Genomic DNA, 16,349 nt, shown 5'->3' with positions numbered 1-16,349 from the left:
CTTGGACTGGTCCCGGAGGAGCGCCGGGCCGAAGCGCTTTTTCTCTCCAAGAGCATTACCTTCAATCTGGGTATCGCCAATCTCGACAAACTTGCTCTTGGCCGATACCTGCCGCTGATGAACCGCCGCGCCCGCACGTCGATGGCCGGCGAGATGATCCGCTCGCTGTCGATAAAGGCGCGCAGCGCCAGCACGCCCGTTGGCCGTCTCAGCGGCGGCAACCAGCAGAAGGTTGCGATCGGCCGCTGGCTCCAGCGCACACCGAAGGTGCTGATCCTCGACGAGCCGACGCGAGGCGTCGATATTGGCGCCCGCGCCGAGATACACCGGCTGATCCGCCAGCAAGCCGATGCCGGAATGGCGGTTCTGGTGATTTCGTCGGAACCGGACGAACTGCCCGATCTGTGCGACCGCGTGCTGGTGATGGCGGAAGGCCGCATCGTTCGCGAACTGACCGGCCAGGCCGTATCGCGAAAGGCGATCGTCGAGGCAAGTTACGTCGACCCGCAAGCACTGATGGAGGATCATCTGGCATGAGCGATGTTGCGATTAGCGCCCGGCGTCTGTCGCCCCGAACCAAGGCGGTGCTCGGCATCTTTGCCCGCTACGGGACAATCATCGGACTGCTGGCGATGATCGTCACCTTCTCGATCCTGTCACCGCATGCTTTTCCCACCGTCAACAATTTCACCAATGTGCTGAACCAGGCCTCGCTGGCCATGATCATTGCCGGCGGGCTGACGCTGGCCGTGGTCGTCGGCGAACTCGACCTGTCGATAGGCTTCGCCGCCAGCCTGCACGGCATTCTGATCACCGGCCTTGTCGTCCACGACAAGCTGCCGATCCCGCTCGCGGTGGTCATCGTCATCGCATTGGGCGCGGTGATCGGCCTCGTCAACGGCTTCATCGTCACCAAGGTCAAGGTCAATTCCGTCATCGCGACGCTGGGCGTCGGCACGATCCTGACCGGCCTCGCCTTCGCCTATTCCGCCGGCGTTCCCATCGTCGCCGGCGTGCCGGAGGCATTTCTCCAACTCTCCCTTGGCCGCTGGCTGTTCGGCATCCCCAACAACATCATCGTCATGATCCTCGTTCTCGGTGGGCTTTGGCTGCTGGTCGAGCGGACACCGCTCGGCCAGGAGATCCAGGCCGTCGGCGGCAACGCGGTTGCCGCCCGCCTTGCCGGCGTGAACGTCGACCGCATCAAGATCCTCGGCTTCGTCATTTCGGGAATGTGCGCGGCACTCACCGGGATACTGCTTGCCTCGCGGCTCGGCAGCGGCACGGCAAGTGCCGCCGATTCCTATCTGCTCACCGCCTTCGCCGCCGTATTCCTTGGCTCGGCAACGCTGCGCGACGGCGAATTCCATGTATTTGGCACGCTGGTCGGCGCCCTCATCATCGCCTTCGGCTTCAACGGCCTCAACATTTTCGGCGCCCCGACCTTCTCGCAATATGTGTTGCAGGGCGCAATTTTGATCATCGCCGTGGGCATGGCCAGTCTCGGCCGCTCGCTGGCGGAACGCTGAGGAGGAACCGATGACAAGCGATAACGAACCCTGGGAAGTCTATGTCATCGAGTTCGCCCGATCACGGCAACAGCCCTGGGTGGATCTCGTCGCCGGCATGTATGACGACGGCAAGGTCGACCTGCCCTTCTCCTTCGTCCTGCTGCGGCGCGGCGACCGCAACGTGCTGGTCGACACCGGTTTCATCCAGGAATCGAGCGACGCCTTCTCGCTGAAATTCGGCATCCCCTACTGGGTCTCGCCGGTTCGCATGCTGGCCGAGCTTGGCATTGCACCCGGCGGCATCACCGACATTTTCGTCACCCATGCGCATTTCGACCACATGGGATCGATCGCCGAGTTCCCGAACGCCAATCTCCACATCCAGAAAAGCGAATTGCTTTCCTGGTACGAGGCAATCGCCTTGCCTCCCCGTTTCGGTTATCTGACCGCCATCATCGATCCCGATACGCTGCGCGCCGCCCTCGATGCATCGGTCGAACATCGCGTCTCGCTGATCGACGGCGACAAGGACGATGTGCTGCCGGGCATCCATGTCCGGCTGGGCAGCGGCCACACGATCGGGCAGCAATTCGTCATCGTCCAGTCCGCGCGAGGCAGGCTGGTCATCTCCGGCGACTGCGTCTATTCGAGCCGGCAGATCACCGGGCACAAGCACGACGGCGTCTACGCGCCGCTCAACAATGCCGTCGGCAGCGTCTGGGAACAGCTCAAGACCATCGACCGCATCAACACCGAGATCGGCGGCGATCTTGGACAGTTGATCATCCTGCACGACATAGAGCGGTGGAAGGGCCTGCCCATTGTGGCTGAACTCGAAGGATTTCGTATCGTCAAGGCCGGATAGGAAAACTGAAGACGGCCTTCCAGGCGCTGCTTCCAGGTGGCGCCTTGCAAGTAGCGGACTTTCCAGATCTTCGACGAATGACTGTTCTAACAAACGGGGCTGGTGTTTCCGGACATTAGCCTCAGCCGGCGGTCACTTCCCGGATCGCCGTTGCATTGGTTGTTCGGCCTTTGAGCGCCGGCGCCCATATCGGCCGTCACGCACCAACTTGACTCCTTGTATGGACAAGCTACCATCTGTTGCCGCTCTGGCCGTGACGCGCAAGGCGCGAACCAACAAGGGGTTTGATGCAAATGGGACTGAAGACTCTGCTGACCGCCGCCGTCGTCACGGCGGGAATGATCACCTCGGCGTTCGCCGCCGACAAGAAATACACGATCGGCTACGACAATTACTTCATGGGCAACAGCTGGTCGGTCCAGCTCGCTGCCGAGTTCAAGGCCGAGGCCGAAAAGGACAAGGACCGCGTCAATGTCGTCTATGTGGAATCCGCCGGCGACACGCAAAAGCAGATCACCAACATCGAGGATCTGATCACCAAGAAGGTCGACGCCATCATCACCACGCCGACCTCGCCGACGGCGCTGATTCCGACCCTGAAGAAGGCACGCGCGGCAGGCATCAAGGTCGTGCTGCTCGCCTCGACCATCAAATCGCAGGATTACGACGCGCTGGTCACCGTCGACGACATCGCCTTCGGCAAAACAGGCGCCGAATGGCTGGTCAAGCAGATGGGCGGCAAGGGCAACATCATCGCCCTCAACGGCATCGCCGGCATTTCGGTGAGCGACGACCGCTACAAGGGCGCAAAGGAGGTCTTCGATGCCAATCCGGGTATCAAGATCCTGGGCGCCGTCGATGCTTCGTGGGATTACGCGCAAGGCAAGCAGGCGGTCTCCAACCTGCTCGCGGCGAATCCGCAGATCGACGGCGTGTGGTCGCAGGGCGGCGCCATGACGCTCGGCGCCATCGACGCGTTCGAAGCGGCGCAGCGCCCGCTGGTGCCGATGACCGGCGAGGACAACAATGGCTATCTGAAGCGCTGGCAGGCGCTGAAGGACAAGGGCTTCGTGTCGATCGCCACCTCCAAGCCGACCTGGCTCGGTTCGGAAGCGCTGCGCATCACGCTCGATCTGCTGGACGGCAAGAGCGTGACCAGGGACACCGTGCTGCCGGTGCCGACGATCACGGCCGACGACCTCGGCAAATATGTGAAGGCGGACCTGTCCGATTCGTTCTGGGCCAATACCCGCCTTACCGACGAGCAGGTCAAGGCGATCTTCGCAAACTGAAGGTTGGTCGATGATCGAGATCACGTCCCCAGCACTGAAGCCAATGCCGGCCGGGCTCCCGCGGCTGGCAGTGGCGCAGGTGTCGAAAGCCTTCGGCGCCAACAAGGTGCTGCGGGACGTGTCCTTCTCCGTTCGCGCCGGCGAGATCGTTTCGCTCGTCGGCGAGAACGGGGCGGGCAAATCGACGCTGATGCACATTTGCGCCGGCAGTTTTCCCGCCGACGGCGGCGCGATGGCGCTCGACGGCGCGGCTTTCCGCCCCGCATCGCCCAAGGCCGCACGCCGGGCGGGAGTGGCTTTGGCCCTGCAGGAGACTTCGATCCTGCCGGACCTGTCGGTTGGCGAGAACCTGTTCTTCGGCGACGAGCCGCGCAATGGTCTGGGGTTCATCCGGCAGAAACGCCTGCACGAAGCGGCGGATGCGCTATTCGCAGAGATGGGCTTTGCCCTGAAATCCACCCGCATGGGCAGCGAACTCAGCGCCGCCGAGCGGCAGATGGTCGAGATCGCCAAGGCAATTCGGCTGAAACCGCGCCTGCTGATCCTTGACGAGCCGACGGCCTCGCTCTCCTCGCACGAGACCGAACTGGTGCTGGCGGCCATGGCGCGGCTCAAGGCGCAAGGCAGCGCCGTGATTTTCATTTCCCACCGGCTCGACGAAGTGATGGAAGCAGCCGACCATGCGGTCGTGCTCAAGGATGGCGCGCTGACGCTCGACGCCGAGCGCGGCGCCTTCAGCCGCGACGACCTGATCCGCGCCATGGTTGGCCGCACGCTGGCCGATATCTTCCCGGCCCGGCCCGCCGACCTTGCGGCCGCGCCGGTGCGTTTGTCGGTGGCCAATGCCACCGCTGCCGGGCTGAAGCCGCTTAGCTTCGCGCTGCGCGCCGGAGAGGTCGCCGGTTTCGCCGGGCTCGAGGGCCAGGGCCAGCGGCCGCTGGCGCGGGCTTTGTCGGGCATCACGCCGTTCCATGGCGGCGAGATCGCTATCGACGGCGTGCCGATCAGACTGACCAGCGTGGCAAGGGGCATTGCAGCGGGCATCGCCTCCATTCCCGACGACCGCAAGCATGAGGGCCTCGCGCTCGATCTGCCGATCCGCATGAATGTCAGCTTGTTTGCCCTGTCGCGACGCAGCGGCTGGGGCTGGCTCGCCCATGCGCTCGAGCGGCGCTTCGCCGAAACGGCCCGCCAGCGCTTCGCCATCCGCTCGACCGGCATCGACCAGCCGGTCCGGCAGCTCTCGGGCGGTAACCAGCAGAAAGTGGTGTTTGCCCGCTGGCTCGCCGAAACGCCGAAAGTGCTGGTGCTCTACGAACCGACCAAGGGCGTCGATGTCGGCGCCAAGACCGAAATCTACCGGCTGATCGGCGATCTCACCGCGGCAGGCGTTGCCGTGGTGCTGATCAGCGCCGACATGCTTGAACTGATCGGCCTCAGCGACCGCATCCATGTGCTGTTCGAAGGCGCCGTGACCGGCACGCTGGCCCGGCCGGAATTTTCGGAGGAAGCGATCATGCGGCTCGCCGCCGGTCCGGAGGGCGTGTTGACCCATGCAGCCTAGAGGATCGGTCCGCCCCAATCTGATGCTCGGCCTGCCGGCGCTGCTGCTGGCCCTGGCCATCGGCGCGATCGCCACCACATGGTCGGGCGACTTCATCTCCGCCGGCAATCTCGGCAATCTGGTCAACCGCGTGCTGCCGCTCGCCATCGCAGCCCTTGGCGAGGCGGTGGTGCTGTTTGCCGGCCGCATCGATTTGTCGGTCGGCTCGGTCATCAGTCTTTCGACAGCGATCCTCGGCGTAACCTCGGCGCAGCTCGGCTGGCTCAGCATCCCGCTGGTCATCCTTGCGGGGCTTGCTTGCGGCGCCTTCAACGCCGCCGGCGTCATCCTGCTGCGCATCAATCCGCTGATCATGACGCTCGCAACATCGGCGGTGGTGAAGGGGATCGCCTTGCTGCTGCTTCCCTCGCCAGGCGGCGAAGTCGACTACGGCTTCTACGATGCCTTCTACGGCCAGGATCAATTCTTCGGCTGGCCGCTGCTTCTGATCGCTTGTGCGTTCGCCGCCGCCTTCGCGATCTTCGGGTTCACCCACTTCGGACGGTCCATCTATGCGCTGGGCTCCGACGGCCGTGCCGCCTTCGCCAACGGCGTCAACGTGCCTGGCATCGATCTCTCGGTGTTCCTGATTTCGGGCGGGCTCGCCGCCGTCGCCGGCCTCGCAGTGGGCATCAAGATCCTCTCCGGCGACCCGCTCATCGGCGATTCCTTCACGCTCGATGCCATCGCGGCGGCGGTGCTGGGTGGTGTGGCGCTGCAAGGCGGACGCGGCAGTGTCTTCGGCGTCCTTGCCGGGGCCATCGCGCTGGTGCTGATCGGCAATGCCTTCAACCTTCTGGAGCTCAACACCAATCTGCAGCAGATCGCCAAGGGGCTGATCTTCGTGGCGGCGCTGATGCTTTTCATGCGCGGCAGATCGCGGAGCCTGGCATGACCGTCGCAATCTATCTCGACCGCCTCCGGCCGGCCGGCGCCAGCCTGCGCGCCATGGCGTTGCTGCTGCTGCTGCTTGCCGCCTTCTTCATCTCGGCGCGCGGCTTCTCGTCCATCCTGCTGCTCGACAACATCCGGCAGGCAGCACCGCTCGGTGTCGTTGTCGCCGGACAGGCATTGGTGCTGATGATGGGCCGGCTCGACCTTTCGGTCGGAGCAACCGCCTCGATGGCCAACATCGTCCTGTGCTCGATCTTCAACAGCGACATGGCCAATCTGGTGCCGGCTGTGACCGCGACCCTTGCCGCCGGCGCGCTGGTCGGCCTCGCCAACGGCATCATGTCGACCAAGCTTCGCATCCCGGCCTTTCTGGCGACGCTCGCCAGCTCGCTGATCATCGCCGGTCTGGTGGTGTTCTTCACCAATGGCTCGCCGCGCGGCGCGGTGCCGCCCGCCTTCCGGGTCATCACCGAGGGCTGGCTCTTCGGCGTCGCTCCCTACTCCGCCCTCATCTGGCTGGTGCTGCTGGTCGCGCTGCTGCTGCTCGTCCATTTCACCATGCTCGGTCGCAAGATGATCCTGTCGGGCGCCAACGTGGTCGCCGCGCGGCACAGCGGCATTCCTTCGGATGGACTGATCATCCTGTCTTTCGTGCTGTGCAGCGTGCTGGCCTCGATCGGCGGCATCCTGCTGTCGGCGATCACCGGCATGGCCAGCATCGGCGTCGGCAACAACTTCACGCTGGATTCGATCGCGGCCGCGGTCATCGGCGGCGCGCTGTTCGCCGGCGGTGTCTTCCTGCCGCTCGGCGCCATGGCCGGTGCGCTGATCCTGTTCTTCGTGCAAAGCCTGCTCTATGTGCTGGCCTTGCCGCCCGCCGCCAAATTCATCGTCCAGGGTCTCATCATCATCCTGGCGCTCGCGCTTGCGAACCTCAAACAGGAGCGATCCCAATGAGCTTCATCCGCACCCTGACCGGCGACATCGATCCCGACCAGCTCGGCGTGACCTATGCGCACGATCATCTCTTCTGCATCCCGCCGCTGTGGAAGGAGAAGAAGATCGACGACTTCATGATCGACGACGTCGAGGCATCGATCAAGGACGTCGAGCTGTTCGTCAAGGCCGGCGGCCAGGCTGTCTACGACGCCACCGCCATCGACTACGGCCGCGATCCCGTGGCGCTGAAGACCATCTCCGAGCGCACCGGCATCAAGATCATCGCCACCGCCGGGTTCAACAAGGCGGTGATGTGGCCCGGGCAGATGCAGGGCCAAAACATGACGTTCCAGATGTGGATCGACACCCACAGCCGCGCCGAGATCCGTGACCACATCGCCGGCGAAATCACCACCGGCCTCGACGGCACCGACATCCGCGGCGGCGTGGTGAAGTTCGGTACCGGCTACAACACCATCAGCGATGCCGAGGACAAGGTGCTGCGCGCCACGCTGGACGCGCATAAGCAAACCAATGCCCCGATCCATTCGCACACCGAGCTTGGCACGCTGATCCTGGAGCAGTTGGCGATCGTCAAGTCCGAGGGCGTCGACCCCAGCCGCCTGACCATCGCCCATGTCGACCGCAATCCCGATCCGTGGGTGCACGCCAAGGCAGCCGAGACCGGCGTCTATATGTGTTTCGACGGCATTTCCCGCATCAAATACCACCCCGAAAGCGTGCTCATCGACTGCATCCTCAAGCTCGTCAAACGCGGCTACGAGAAGCAAGTGATGATCGGCGGCGACATCGCCCGCCGCACCATGTACCGAAACTATGGCGAAGGCGGCCTCGGGCTCGGCTATATCCTCGAAAGCTGGGTGCCGCGCTTCATCGAGGAGGCGGGCGAAGCCGGCTTCGACGGCAAGGCGCTCATCCACACCTTCATGGTCGAAAACCCCAAGCGGGCTTTCGCCTTCAGAACCTGAGGCCCGATTTGTATCTCGAACACGCCGAACTGGAACGCCTCAACGATGCGCAAGCGCGCGCGCTGCTGCTGAAAAAGCCCGTGGTGCTGCTGCCCATCGGCGCGGTCGAGGCGCATGGCGACCATCTGCCGGCGGGCACCGACAACTATCTGGCGCGCCGGCTGTCGGAGGCCCTGGTCGAGCGCATCGCCGGCGCGACACCGGTGATGCTGTTGCCGCTCTTGCCGTTCGGCCAGGTCTGGTCGCTGTCGGATGCGCCCGGCTCGTTTTCAATCTCCAATGAAACCGTGACGCGCACGGTCGCGGAAATCGGCCTGTCAGTGCTGGAAAAAGGACTGTCGAGCCTTGCCGTGATCAACGCGCATTACGGTAACGTGACGGCGTTGCGCGAGGCGCAGCGCCAGCTCAAGGACAAGGGCGTGACCGTCGCCATCTTCAACTATCCGGGGGCAGCCGAGCCCGCGAAAACAGTCCGCGAAAGGCCGGCCGCGCACCCCTCCTACATGCATGCCTGCGAGATCGAGACATCCTACATGCTGCATCTGGCGCCGGAATTGGTGCAAATGGACGAGGCGATCGTCAATTATCCCAACTTTCCCGCCGACTTTGGCGAGGTGGCCTATCGTTGGAGCGAATTCTCGGCGAGCCCGGTGCTCGGCGACGCCACCGCCGCCACTGCCGAAAAAGGCAGGATAATCCTCGACGCCGTCATTAACCGGATGGCTGAACTGGTCGCGGACCTCTATTCTCGGCAGTCAGGATCCCGATCGATTGGGGAAACATCACCTTGAAAGCCGACGCCAGCGCGGTGCGCGATCATCGCCCGATCTACATCCAGGTGGCCGAAAGCCTGCGTGCGCGCATTCTGTCGGGCTATTACGAGGATCGCCTCGACGGCGAATTGAAGCTCGTCGAGGAATGGGAGGTGAGCCGCCGCACGATCCAGCAGGCGATCGACATCCTCGTGCGCGAGGGCCTGCTGCGGCGACACCAGGGCACCGGCACCTTCATCAACAAAAGCGGCGTCGCCAGGCATTATCGAGCGATCACGTCGATAACCGACGGCGTGCGGGCGCAAGGGCTGGCGGCCGACTATCGCATTCTTGCCAGTGCGCCTGAGCCGGCCTCGCCAGGCGCCAAGGCGTTTTTCGCCCTTGCCGACGGTGCTTCGGTCTATCGCCACACACGCCTGGTGCTTGCCGACCGCAAACCGGTCGCGGTCGCCGACACGCTGCTCAATCTTGAACGGCTTAAGGGCCTCGAACTCTCTCACCTCGCTCAGGGTCTCTATGAAGCGCTGCGCCAGGGCTTCGGCCGCACCATCGTCCATGCGGAGGACCGCTACCGGCCCGCGATCGCCGACGCGCAGACGGCGCAGCTCCTGGAGCTTGACGAGCCGGCAGCCATCTATATCGCCGAACGCCGCGCCTTCGACCAGTCCGGCGCACCGATCGAACTGTCGACCATTTCTCTGGTGCCGGTCGCGCTGGAGATCTCGATTTCCCAGGTCGGCGCTGATTGGCCGGGTGCCGCACCGCCTGCCGGTGAGCCCTGGAATTACCGGGTGGGATTCGGCAATTTCGCCGGTTGAGCTTTCCGCCTTATCTCTTTGTTTGAGCGTCGGATTGATGCCCTATCACCGATAAACCGGCGCCACTCGATCCAGCATGGCCTCGCAAGCGACCTGATAGCGTCGATACCCCTCCTCATAGGCGGCGCGCAGGGTGGGATCGGGATCATGCCGCCGCGACAGGCTGAAGGTCTCGCGGCAAGCTTGCCTGATGTCGCCGTACCAGCCGATCGCCACCGCGGCCAGCAGCGCCGCGCCCTTGGCGCCGAACTCGCTTCCCTCGGGCACTTCGACCGGCACGCCGGTCACATCGGCGATCATCTGCGTCCAAAAGGGGCTACGCGCCGCACCGCCAACGAGGCGGATCGCCGAGATCGGCTGTTCGATGCGGTCGTAGCAATCGCGGATCGCATAGGCGAGCCCTTCATAGACGGCGCGGATCAGATCCCCTCGCCCGTGGCCGGGATTGAGGCCGACAAAGCCGGCGCGAGCGCCGGCCTCGAGCCGCGGCGCTATGATGCCGATATGGCTGAGATACGGCACATAGCACACTCCCCCGGCACCGGCCGGGCTGCTCGCCGCCAGCGAAGCCAGTTGCGCATAGGCATCCGGCCTCCCCAGGAGATCCGGACAAAGTGCACTGAGACTCCAATCCAGGTTGGTTGTGCCGGCGAAATTGACCATCGTCTTGATCCAGAGGTCGCCGGGGACGGTGAAGAGTATGCCCATGTCGCGGGGGCTGAACACCGGAGCATCGGAAACCACTCCGTTGAGACAGGTCGTTCCAACGACCGAGCAGGCAATGCCGGGCTCCGCCGCGCCGGCGCCCAGGACACAGGCCGGCAGATCGCCGGCGCCGATCGCCACCGGCGTTCCGGGCGCGAGCCCGGTGGCGTGGGCAGCCTCAATGCTGAGAACGCCCGCGAGATCGCTCGAACGCCGCACGGGCGGCAGGAGATGCGCGTGACGCTCGATCCCGAAGAGTTGCAGGAGCTCCGGATTGAAGGCACGCCGCACGGCACTTCCCGGCGCGATTGCGGCGTCGGTCTCGTCAGTGGCGATAGTGCCGGTCAGCCTCATGCGAATGAAATCCTTGGCGGTCAGGATCACCGAAGCCCGCGCCACTGACAGCGGCTCGTTTTCGGCAAGCCACGCCAGGACCGGCAAGGTGCAGCCAAGCTGCATAACTTGCCCGGAACTGTCGAAGAGCTGCGACATCAGGGACGGATTCGCCGCGCTCAGCCGGTCGACCAGTTCCTGTGCCCTGCCGTCGTTCCACAAGATTCCCGGGCGCACGACCTGCTGGTCCGCGCTCACCAGCCAGCCGCCGATCATGACGCCCGAAATGGCCAGCGCGGCGACGGCAGCCGGCGAAACCTTGGCCGCTGCCATCAACTCGCGGCAGGCAGTGCAAGCGGCGTCGAAAAGCTCGTCCGGCTCCATCTCGTACCAGCCGGCATGCGGTGAGAGGACGGCCGTGCGCCGCGAGGTCGTCGCCAATTCGCGGCCGGCCCGGTCGAAGAGCGCGGCCTTCGTCACCGACGTTCCGACATCCAGTCCAATGATGTATTGATGGCCCATGGAAGGTTACTTGTCTCTTTGAGTGAACAAGTAGACATGCCGCTCGCCGCGAGTGCCGTCAAGCGAGTTCGCCTGGGCGAATTCCTATCCGACAGACCTGCGCGCAAGAACTCACACGGAACCAGTCATTCCGCCGTCGACATAGACGATCTGGCCGGTCACGAAGCTCGATGCATTGGAAGCCAGGAAGATCGCCGCACCGCCCAATTCATCGACCTCGCCCCATCTGGCCAACGGCGTCCGGCCGACCAGCCAGCGCGAGAATTCGGCATCTTTCACCAGCGCCTCGTTCAGATCCGTCCGGAAATAGCCGGGCGCCAAACCATTGACCCGGATGCCGTGCGGGCCAAGTTCCGCCGCAAGGCCCTTGGTCAGCATCTTCATTGCGCCCTTCGATGCAGTATAGGGCACGATCGAGGGGCGCCCGAGTTCGCTCTGCACCGAGCAGATATTGATGATCGAACCCTGTCTGCGGCCTATCATCGACCGGACGACCGGCTGGGTGAGGTAGAACGCGCTGTAGAGATTTGTCCGCATCAATTTATCGAACATCTCGGCCGGGAAGTCGGCGAAGGGCGCCCGGTGCTGCATGCCGGCATTGTTGACGAGGATGTCGATCGGCCTGAATTCCGCTTCGAGCCTGCCGATTTCGCGCTCCACATCCTCGGCTAAGGTGACATCGAAAGTGGAACCGACCGCCTCGATTCCCGACGCTTTCAGCGATCCCACGGCTTTCTCGACCTGACCTTCATCACGCCCGTTGATGATGACGGCGGCGCCCGCCTTGCCAAGGGCTTTGGCAAGCGCCAGGCCGATGCCCCGGCTCGATCCAGAAATGAAGGCGGTTTTGCCGGCGAGGCCGAACAGGTCCGATAGGTCGGTCAAAGCGTCTTTCCCAAAATGGCGGCCACCGTCAGGCGGTCAAAATTGCAGTTGAGCCCTCATGCGTCGGCTCTTGTCGGCACAGCCAGATCGAAGGCCTGCCGCGCATCGTAGGCGCTGACGACCGCCGTCAGCAATGGCGGAACGTCAACAAGGCCGCGGCCGTTTCTGTCAACTGCGCGACGCGGCGGCGCTCTCCATCCAGGGAACAGGAAGGCTGCTTGCGAGTTCAAGTTGAGGAATACGCGCGACATACGTGGCGCGGCCGCATGAAGGAGAGGAAAATATGGGCCTTGGAACCATTCTCATCATCATTTTGATACTTGCTTTGCTGGGCGGTTTTTCCGGCTTGGGCGGCGGGCCTTTTTATGGAACCGGCTATTATGGCGGCGGTGGTCTGGGGCTCGTATTGCTCGTCGTCATCATTCTGGTCGTCCTCGGGCGAATCTAGTCGGCCAGCACAGGTTGGCTTGCCCGCCGCTTCGCAAGGGAGCGGCGGGCTTTTGCTGAAAACCGGAGACGTCGGTGAAGCGCAAACTCGACCTGAGGGGCGGAAAGCCCGTCTGGTTCTCCTATCGTGCGCCATCGGTGCCGGTGGAAAAACTGACGCGGGATGTAAAGACCGACGTGCTGGTTATCGGCATGGGCATCAGCGGCGCCATGGCGGCCGAAGCACTGACGCGCGCCGGTCATTCGGTGATCTGCATCGACCGGCGCGGGCCGCTGAAGGGATCGACCTCGGCGACGACGGCCTTGGTACAGTTCGAGCTTGACCAACCCTTGACGAAACTTGCGACGATCAAAAACAAAGCGGATGCCGAGCAGGCATGGCGACGCTCGCGCCTGGCGGTGATTAACCTGAGCGGACGGATTGCCGAACTCGGCATCGATTGCAGCCTGAGCTGTTTGCCTTCGCTTTATCTTGCCGGCAATCTGCTCGATCCGGCCGAATTGCAGGCCGAGGCAGAGGCCCGCCGACAGGCCGGAATCGCCGCAACCTATCTGACCCGCCAGGCTCTCGCGGAAAGGTTCGGCATCCATCGCGCCGGCGCCATTCTCAGCCATGGCAATATTGCGCTCGACCCGCGCAAGCTCACCGCGGGGCTGCTGCTCAAATCATTGGCGCGCAAGGCGCGTTTCTATGCGCCGGTCGAGGCGACAGCCATCGAACACGGTCGTAGCCAGGTTACCGTTGGCACCAGCCTTGGGCCGATCATCACGGCGCGGCATCTGGTGTTGGCGACGGGTTACGAACTGACCGATCTCATCCCGGCGACCAGGCACCGCATAGTTTCGACCTGGGCGGTCGCCACGGGTCGGCAGCCAAAGGCGATCTGGACGGACGCAGCTCTGATCTGGGAGGCTTCGGACCCCTACCTCTATATCAGGGCAACGGCCGATGGGCGCGTCATCTGCGGCGGCGAGGACGAGGATTTCACCGACGAGGCACATCGCGATGCGCTGATCGCCGACAAGGCCGAACGGCTGACGGAAAAACTGGGCAGCCTGTTCCCGAAGCTCGACGTCCGCCCCGAATTTGCCTGGGCCGGCTCCTTCGGCACCACGACATCGGGGCTGCCCTATATCGGCGCCCTGCCTGATCATCCGCGCGTTCATGCCGTGATGGGCTATGGCGGCAACGGCATCACTTTCTCACAGATTGCTTCTGAGATCGTTGCGTCGGCGATTGATGGAGGCGACGATACCGACACAGGCTTGTTTGCGTTCAGCCGCTCCTGATCAAGGAACCACTCGCCCCGCTGGCGGTTCCTGCCTATCAGAGGAGTACGGCGATGAACGACGATACCCAAGATCACGCCCGGAAAATGCGCGAAAACACTTCGCTGGCACACGCCTTGGCCGCGGAAACCGGCATAACCGTTGATCAGGCAGTCGACCTGATCGCCATGATCGGTACCGACCGCAACTCATTGCTGCGCGAGGCAAGAATATTGAGGAAGCGACCGGGTCAGTCTCTCTCCTGAGTTCCGTCGCGCCTCTATTGCACGTGCATCTGGCGAGGATCGAGTTGACCAGCCTCGTCTTCGAGACTGCCATTCCCAGGCAATGCGACACCGGTATCGAGGGATGACCCGCCCTTCCCCATGACGGCTGTCAGGCCATCGAATTCCATGGGCGCCCCATAGAATTGGGCCACCTGAATGACGAGATGTTCAATATCTTCAAGGGCGATGTTTTCGGCGAGATTGCGTCGCCTCACCTCCTCCGCGACGACGGCGACGTTGACGATGCCTCGCGCGTGCAGCGCGGCCAGAACCTGGGCATTCAAATCCTCGCGCAGCTGAGCCGAATATTCGTAACGCATGGAAAACCTCCTTCCAGGAATTGTTTTCCCTCGCCATCGATCGTGCACCTTGGGCGCGCTATTGGCAAGAAAAATTTTGAATATTTGTACATAAAATCAATTAGTTAGCATAGTATGACGATTGCGGAATCCACGTCTGTCACTCATCATTTGCCTTGCACACAAATCATCTCAAACCCCCTCTTGACGCATTATGAGACGAATACTAACTCTGCTGTAACTGAGGTAATTACCAACTCGTCTCGTTTGTGTGTTGGAGGGGCTAACATGGCCGACCTGGAACGACCCGAACGATTGCAGATCATGCTGACTGCCGAGGAGCTCGCCGCCCTTGAGAACTGGCGTTTTGAAAAGCGCATGCCAAGCAGATCGGCGGCGGTAAGAGAATTGTTGCGTCGCGGTCTGGCGGCGGAAGGATTCCTGACTGCGGCGCAAGGCGCCAAATCTCAGGACTTTGGAATTCTGCCCGATTCCGAAGTGTCCCCCGGATCCGGCGGTGACTAGACGCCGGCACGATCCTTCCTGACCCTAAAAAAGGGGCCGAAAGGCAACTCTGAGGCTTTCAAATGCGTTGGTCTGCAAAGCCACGCCGGAGTCTCTCATGTCGCTGACCGCCTTCGCCCTCAATTGCAGCCTAAAAACGCCGAACGATGACGAGAAATCATCAACCGACAGGTTGCTGGCCGATCTCCTCGCTGCCCTGGTGCCGCACGGCGTCAAGGGCGAAATCGTGCGCGTGCTCGAATACGACATCAAGCCAGGCGTCCTCTCCGACATGGGCAAGGGCGATGCCTGGCCGCAGTTGCGCAAGAAGATCGTCGCGGCCGATATCTTCGTGCTGGGGCTGCCGATCTGGATGGGCCAGCCCTCCAGCGTAGCCAAGCGCGTGATGGAGCGTATGGATGCCTTTCTTTCGGAGGCCGACGACAGCGGGCGCATGCCGGCGGCCGGCAAGGTCGCGCTGGTGGCGATCGTCGGCAATGAGGATGGTGCCCATCATTGCCACGCTGAATGCTTTCAGGCGCTGAACGACGTCGGTTTCACCATCCCGGCGAATGGCGGCGTCTATTGGGTCGGTGAAGCGATGGGCAGCGTCAACTATGTCGACCTGCCGGGCACGCCGGAGAAGGTCGTCGAGATGATCGACATGGCTGCCTCGAACGCTGCTCATCTGGCGAAGGTGCTGAAGGCCGGCACCTATCCCGGCGTCCCGCAATGACCGGCAGAGAGGTCGGCCTTTGACTACGTCCAGCCTGACAGCACCGTCTCCATGTCCACCGTCTCGACCTGCTGCGCAAACCGTTGATGATAGACCGTCAACAAGGCATCATGCGTGGCGTCCGACGAGCTGCAGAGGGCGTCCGTGACGAGCACCACGCGGTAGCCGAAATCGATGGCCCCAAGCACGGTGGCCAGCACACACACGTCGGTCTCGCCGCCGGTGATCACCAAAGTATCGACCTGCCGTTGTAAGAGAAGGCGCCTGAGCCCGCCTTCGAACCAGGGGGAATAGATGTGCTTGTCGATGACAACAGCGGGAGGACAGTGCCGCGCGAGTGAAGGCAGCAGGCCGATCATTGCCGGGTCGAGCCCGTCCAGGGTCATCGAAGCCCAGCGTTCATAGTAACGTTTCCAAGTCCCCACACCCTGGCCAGGCCTCTGCGCGGGCAGGAAGCGGGTGAACACGGTCTGCGCGGCGCGTCGTTCGACAAGGCTCTCAATAAGCGGCAGCACACGCGTTATCCAGGGTGTCGCCCACGGCGAAGGCTCCGCGAACAAGCGTTGCATGTCGACGCAAAGGTGCACGCAGTTGTCGCCCAAAGGGCCATATGCCAGCCCCGGCGTCGACATCAGGAGATCGACGATCGCAACGTCGTTTCACGGCCGGAATGGGTCT

General features: G+C 63.1%; 19 protein-coding genes. 15 read left to right on the top strand and 4 right to left on the bottom strand.

Annotation, left to right across the window (positions count from 1 at the left end; all coding sequences use genetic code 11):
• The 10 genes from CN311_RS00885 to CN311_RS00840 all read left to right on the top strand — a co-directional run.
• A partial coding sequence (locus CN311_RS00885; protein ID WP_133117114.1) for an ATP-binding cassette domain-containing protein occupies positions 1–537 on the top strand: 537 nt, incomplete at its 5' end.
• Positions 534–1,529 carry an ABC transporter permease gene (locus tag CN311_RS00880; RefSeq protein WP_097571550.1) on the top strand — a complete coding sequence of 332 codons (996 nt, stop codon included), beginning with the start codon at positions 534–536 and terminating at the stop codon, positions 1,527–1,529. The genes CN311_RS00885 and CN311_RS00880, both read left to right, overlap by 4 nt.
• Positions 1,530–1,539: 10 nt before the next feature.
• Entirely contained in the window at positions 1,540–2,376 is an 837-nt protein-coding gene (locus CN311_RS00875; protein WP_097571549.1) for an N-acyl homoserine lactonase family protein, read from the top strand.
• Positions 2,377–2,669: 293 nt separating this feature from the next.
• Positions 2,670–3,668 carry an ABC transporter substrate-binding protein gene (locus CN311_RS00870; RefSeq protein WP_165779537.1) on the top strand — a complete coding sequence of 333 codons (999 nt, stop codon included), beginning with the start codon at positions 2,670–2,672 and terminating at the stop codon, positions 3,666–3,668.
• Between the two features lie 10 nt (positions 3,669–3,678).
• On the top strand, positions 3,679–5,232 hold the full coding sequence (locus tag CN311_RS00865) for a sugar ABC transporter ATP-binding protein (protein WP_097571547.1): 1,554 nt from the start codon (positions 3,679–3,681) through the stop codon (positions 5,230–5,232).
• Positions 5,222–6,166 (top strand): ABC transporter permease, encoded by a 945-nt coding sequence (locus CN311_RS00860; protein WP_097571546.1) that lies wholly within the window; start codon positions 5,222–5,224, stop codon positions 6,164–6,166. The genes CN311_RS00865 and CN311_RS00860 overlap by 11 nt, the downstream gene beginning before the upstream one ends.
• Complete coding sequence (locus tag CN311_RS00855) at positions 6,163–7,122, top strand: ABC transporter permease (protein WP_097571545.1); 960 nt, start codon at positions 6,163–6,165, stop codon at positions 7,120–7,122. The genes CN311_RS00860 and CN311_RS00855 overlap by 4 nt, the downstream gene beginning before the upstream one ends.
• A complete protein-coding gene (locus CN311_RS00850; RefSeq protein ID WP_097571544.1) occupies positions 7,119–8,093 on the top strand; it encodes a phosphotriesterase family protein in 975 nt (324 codons plus the stop codon). Before CN311_RS00855 ends, CN311_RS00850 begins: the two co-directional genes overlap by 4 nt.
• Before the next feature lie 8 nt (positions 8,094–8,101).
• A complete protein-coding gene (locus tag CN311_RS00845) occupies positions 8,102–8,884 on the top strand; it encodes a creatininase family protein (RefSeq protein WP_208866377.1) in 783 nt (260 codons plus the stop codon).
• Positions 8,881–9,684, top strand: coding sequence for a GntR family transcriptional regulator (locus tag CN311_RS00840; RefSeq protein ID WP_097571543.1), 804 nt, complete (start codon positions 8,881–8,883; stop codon positions 9,682–9,684). The genes CN311_RS00845 and CN311_RS00840 overlap by 4 nt, the downstream gene beginning before the upstream one ends.
• A 45-nt stretch (positions 9,685–9,729) precedes the next feature.
• On the opposite strand, the gene CN311_RS00835 is transcribed toward CN311_RS00840, so the two are convergent.
• Entirely contained in the window at positions 9,730–11,244 is a 1,515-nt protein-coding gene (locus CN311_RS00835) for an FGGY-family carbohydrate kinase (RefSeq protein WP_097571542.1), read from the bottom strand.
• Between the two features lie 111 nt (positions 11,245–11,355).
• Positions 11,356–12,129, bottom strand: a complete 774-nt coding sequence (locus CN311_RS00830; RefSeq protein WP_097571541.1) for a glucose 1-dehydrogenase — start codon at positions 12,127–12,129, stop codon at positions 11,356–11,358.
• A gap of 283 nt (positions 12,130–12,412) precedes the next feature.
• On the opposite strand from CN311_RS00830, the gene CN311_RS00820 reads away from it, so the two are divergent.
• The 3 genes from CN311_RS00820 (at position 12,413) to CN311_RS00810 (ending at position 14,111) form a co-directional block, all read left to right on the top strand.
• A complete protein-coding gene (locus CN311_RS00820) occupies positions 12,413–12,577 on the top strand; it encodes a DUF3309 family protein (protein ID WP_006337089.1) in 165 nt (54 codons plus the stop codon).
• A gap of 74 nt (positions 12,578–12,651) precedes the next feature.
• Entirely contained in the window at positions 12,652–13,866 is a 1,215-nt protein-coding gene (locus tag CN311_RS00815; RefSeq protein ID WP_097571539.1) for an NAD(P)/FAD-dependent oxidoreductase, read from the top strand.
• A gap of 53 nt (positions 13,867–13,919) precedes the next feature.
• The gene (locus CN311_RS00810) at positions 13,920–14,111 is read left to right on the top strand and encodes a hypothetical protein (protein WP_097571538.1); all 192 of its coding nucleotides are present in this window, start codon (positions 13,920–13,922) and stop codon (positions 14,109–14,111) included.
• 14 nt (positions 14,112–14,125) lie between these two features.
• Here CN311_RS00810 and CN311_RS00805 read toward each other — a convergent pair whose 3' ends face one another.
• Positions 14,126–14,452: a hypothetical protein gene (locus tag CN311_RS00805; protein WP_097571537.1), complete on the bottom strand. Its 327-nt coding sequence runs from the start codon at positions 14,450–14,452 to the stop codon at positions 14,126–14,128.
• Positions 14,453–14,719: 267 nt separating this feature from the next.
• On the opposite strand from CN311_RS00805, the gene CN311_RS00800 reads away from it, so the two are divergent.
• Positions 14,720–14,956, top strand: a complete 237-nt coding sequence (locus CN311_RS00800; RefSeq protein WP_097571536.1) for a hypothetical protein — start codon at positions 14,720–14,722, stop codon at positions 14,954–14,956.
• Positions 14,957–15,053: 97 nt separating this feature from the next.
• Positions 15,054–15,671, top strand: coding sequence for a flavodoxin family protein (locus CN311_RS00795; protein WP_097571535.1), 618 nt, complete (start codon positions 15,054–15,056; stop codon positions 15,669–15,671).
• A gap of 23 nt (positions 15,672–15,694) precedes the next feature.
• On the opposite strand, the gene CN311_RS00790 is transcribed toward CN311_RS00795, so the two are convergent.
• Complete coding sequence (locus CN311_RS00790; RefSeq protein ID WP_097571534.1) at positions 15,695–16,303, bottom strand: cysteine hydrolase family protein; 609 nt, start codon at positions 16,301–16,303, stop codon at positions 15,695–15,697.
• Between the last annotated feature and the right edge of the window lie 46 nt (positions 16,304–16,349).

This window comes from Mesorhizobium sanjuanii (assembly GCF_002529485.1).
GTDB lineage: Bacteria > Pseudomonadota > Alphaproteobacteria > Rhizobiales > Rhizobiaceae > Mesorhizobium > Mesorhizobium sanjuanii.
This window is presented reverse-complemented; position numbering and strand designations above follow the sequence as displayed.

Bases quoted from the DNA above. Each gene is read 5' to 3' on its own strand.
- CN311_RS00805 (WP_097571537.1), bottom strand. From the start codon at position 14,452: ATGCGTTACGAATATTCGGCTCAGCTGCGCGAGGATTTGAATGCCCAG.
- CN311_RS00865 (WP_097571547.1), top strand. From the start codon at position 3,679: ATGATCGAGATCACGTCCCCAGCACTGAAGCCAATGCCGGCCGGGCTC.
- CN311_RS00870 (WP_165779537.1), top strand. From the start codon at position 2,670: ATGGGACTGAAGACTCTGCTGACCGCCGCCGTCGTCACGGCGGGAATG.
- CN311_RS00790 (WP_097571534.1), bottom strand. From the start codon at position 16,303: ATGTCGACGCCGGGGCTGGCATATGGCCCTTTGGGCGACAACTGCGTG.
- CN311_RS00880 (WP_097571550.1), top strand. From the start codon at position 534: ATGAGCGATGTTGCGATTAGCGCCCGGCGTCTGTCGCCCCGAACCAAG.
- CN311_RS00875 (WP_097571549.1), top strand. From the start codon at position 1,540: ATGACAAGCGATAACGAACCCTGGGAAGTCTATGTCATCGAGTTCGCC.
- CN311_RS00800 (WP_097571536.1), top strand. From the start codon at position 14,720: ATGGCCGACCTGGAACGACCCGAACGATTGCAGATCATGCTGACTGCC.
- CN311_RS00810 (WP_097571538.1), top strand. From the start codon at position 13,920: ATGAACGACGATACCCAAGATCACGCCCGGAAAATGCGCGAAAACACT.
- CN311_RS00850 (WP_097571544.1), top strand. From the start codon at position 7,119: ATGAGCTTCATCCGCACCCTGACCGGCGACATCGATCCCGACCAGCTC.
- CN311_RS00855 (WP_097571545.1), top strand. From the start codon at position 6,163: ATGACCGTCGCAATCTATCTCGACCGCCTCCGGCCGGCCGGCGCCAGC.
- CN311_RS00820 (WP_006337089.1), top strand. From the start codon at position 12,413: ATGGGCCTTGGAACCATTCTCATCATCATTTTGATACTTGCTTTGCTG.
- CN311_RS00795 (WP_097571535.1), top strand. From the start codon at position 15,054: ATGTCGCTGACCGCCTTCGCCCTCAATTGCAGCCTAAAAACGCCGAAC.
- CN311_RS00835 (WP_097571542.1), bottom strand. From the start codon at position 11,244: ATGGGCCATCAATACATCATTGGACTGGATGTCGGAACGTCGGTGACG.
- CN311_RS00860 (WP_097571546.1), top strand. From the start codon at position 5,222: ATGCAGCCTAGAGGATCGGTCCGCCCCAATCTGATGCTCGGCCTGCCG.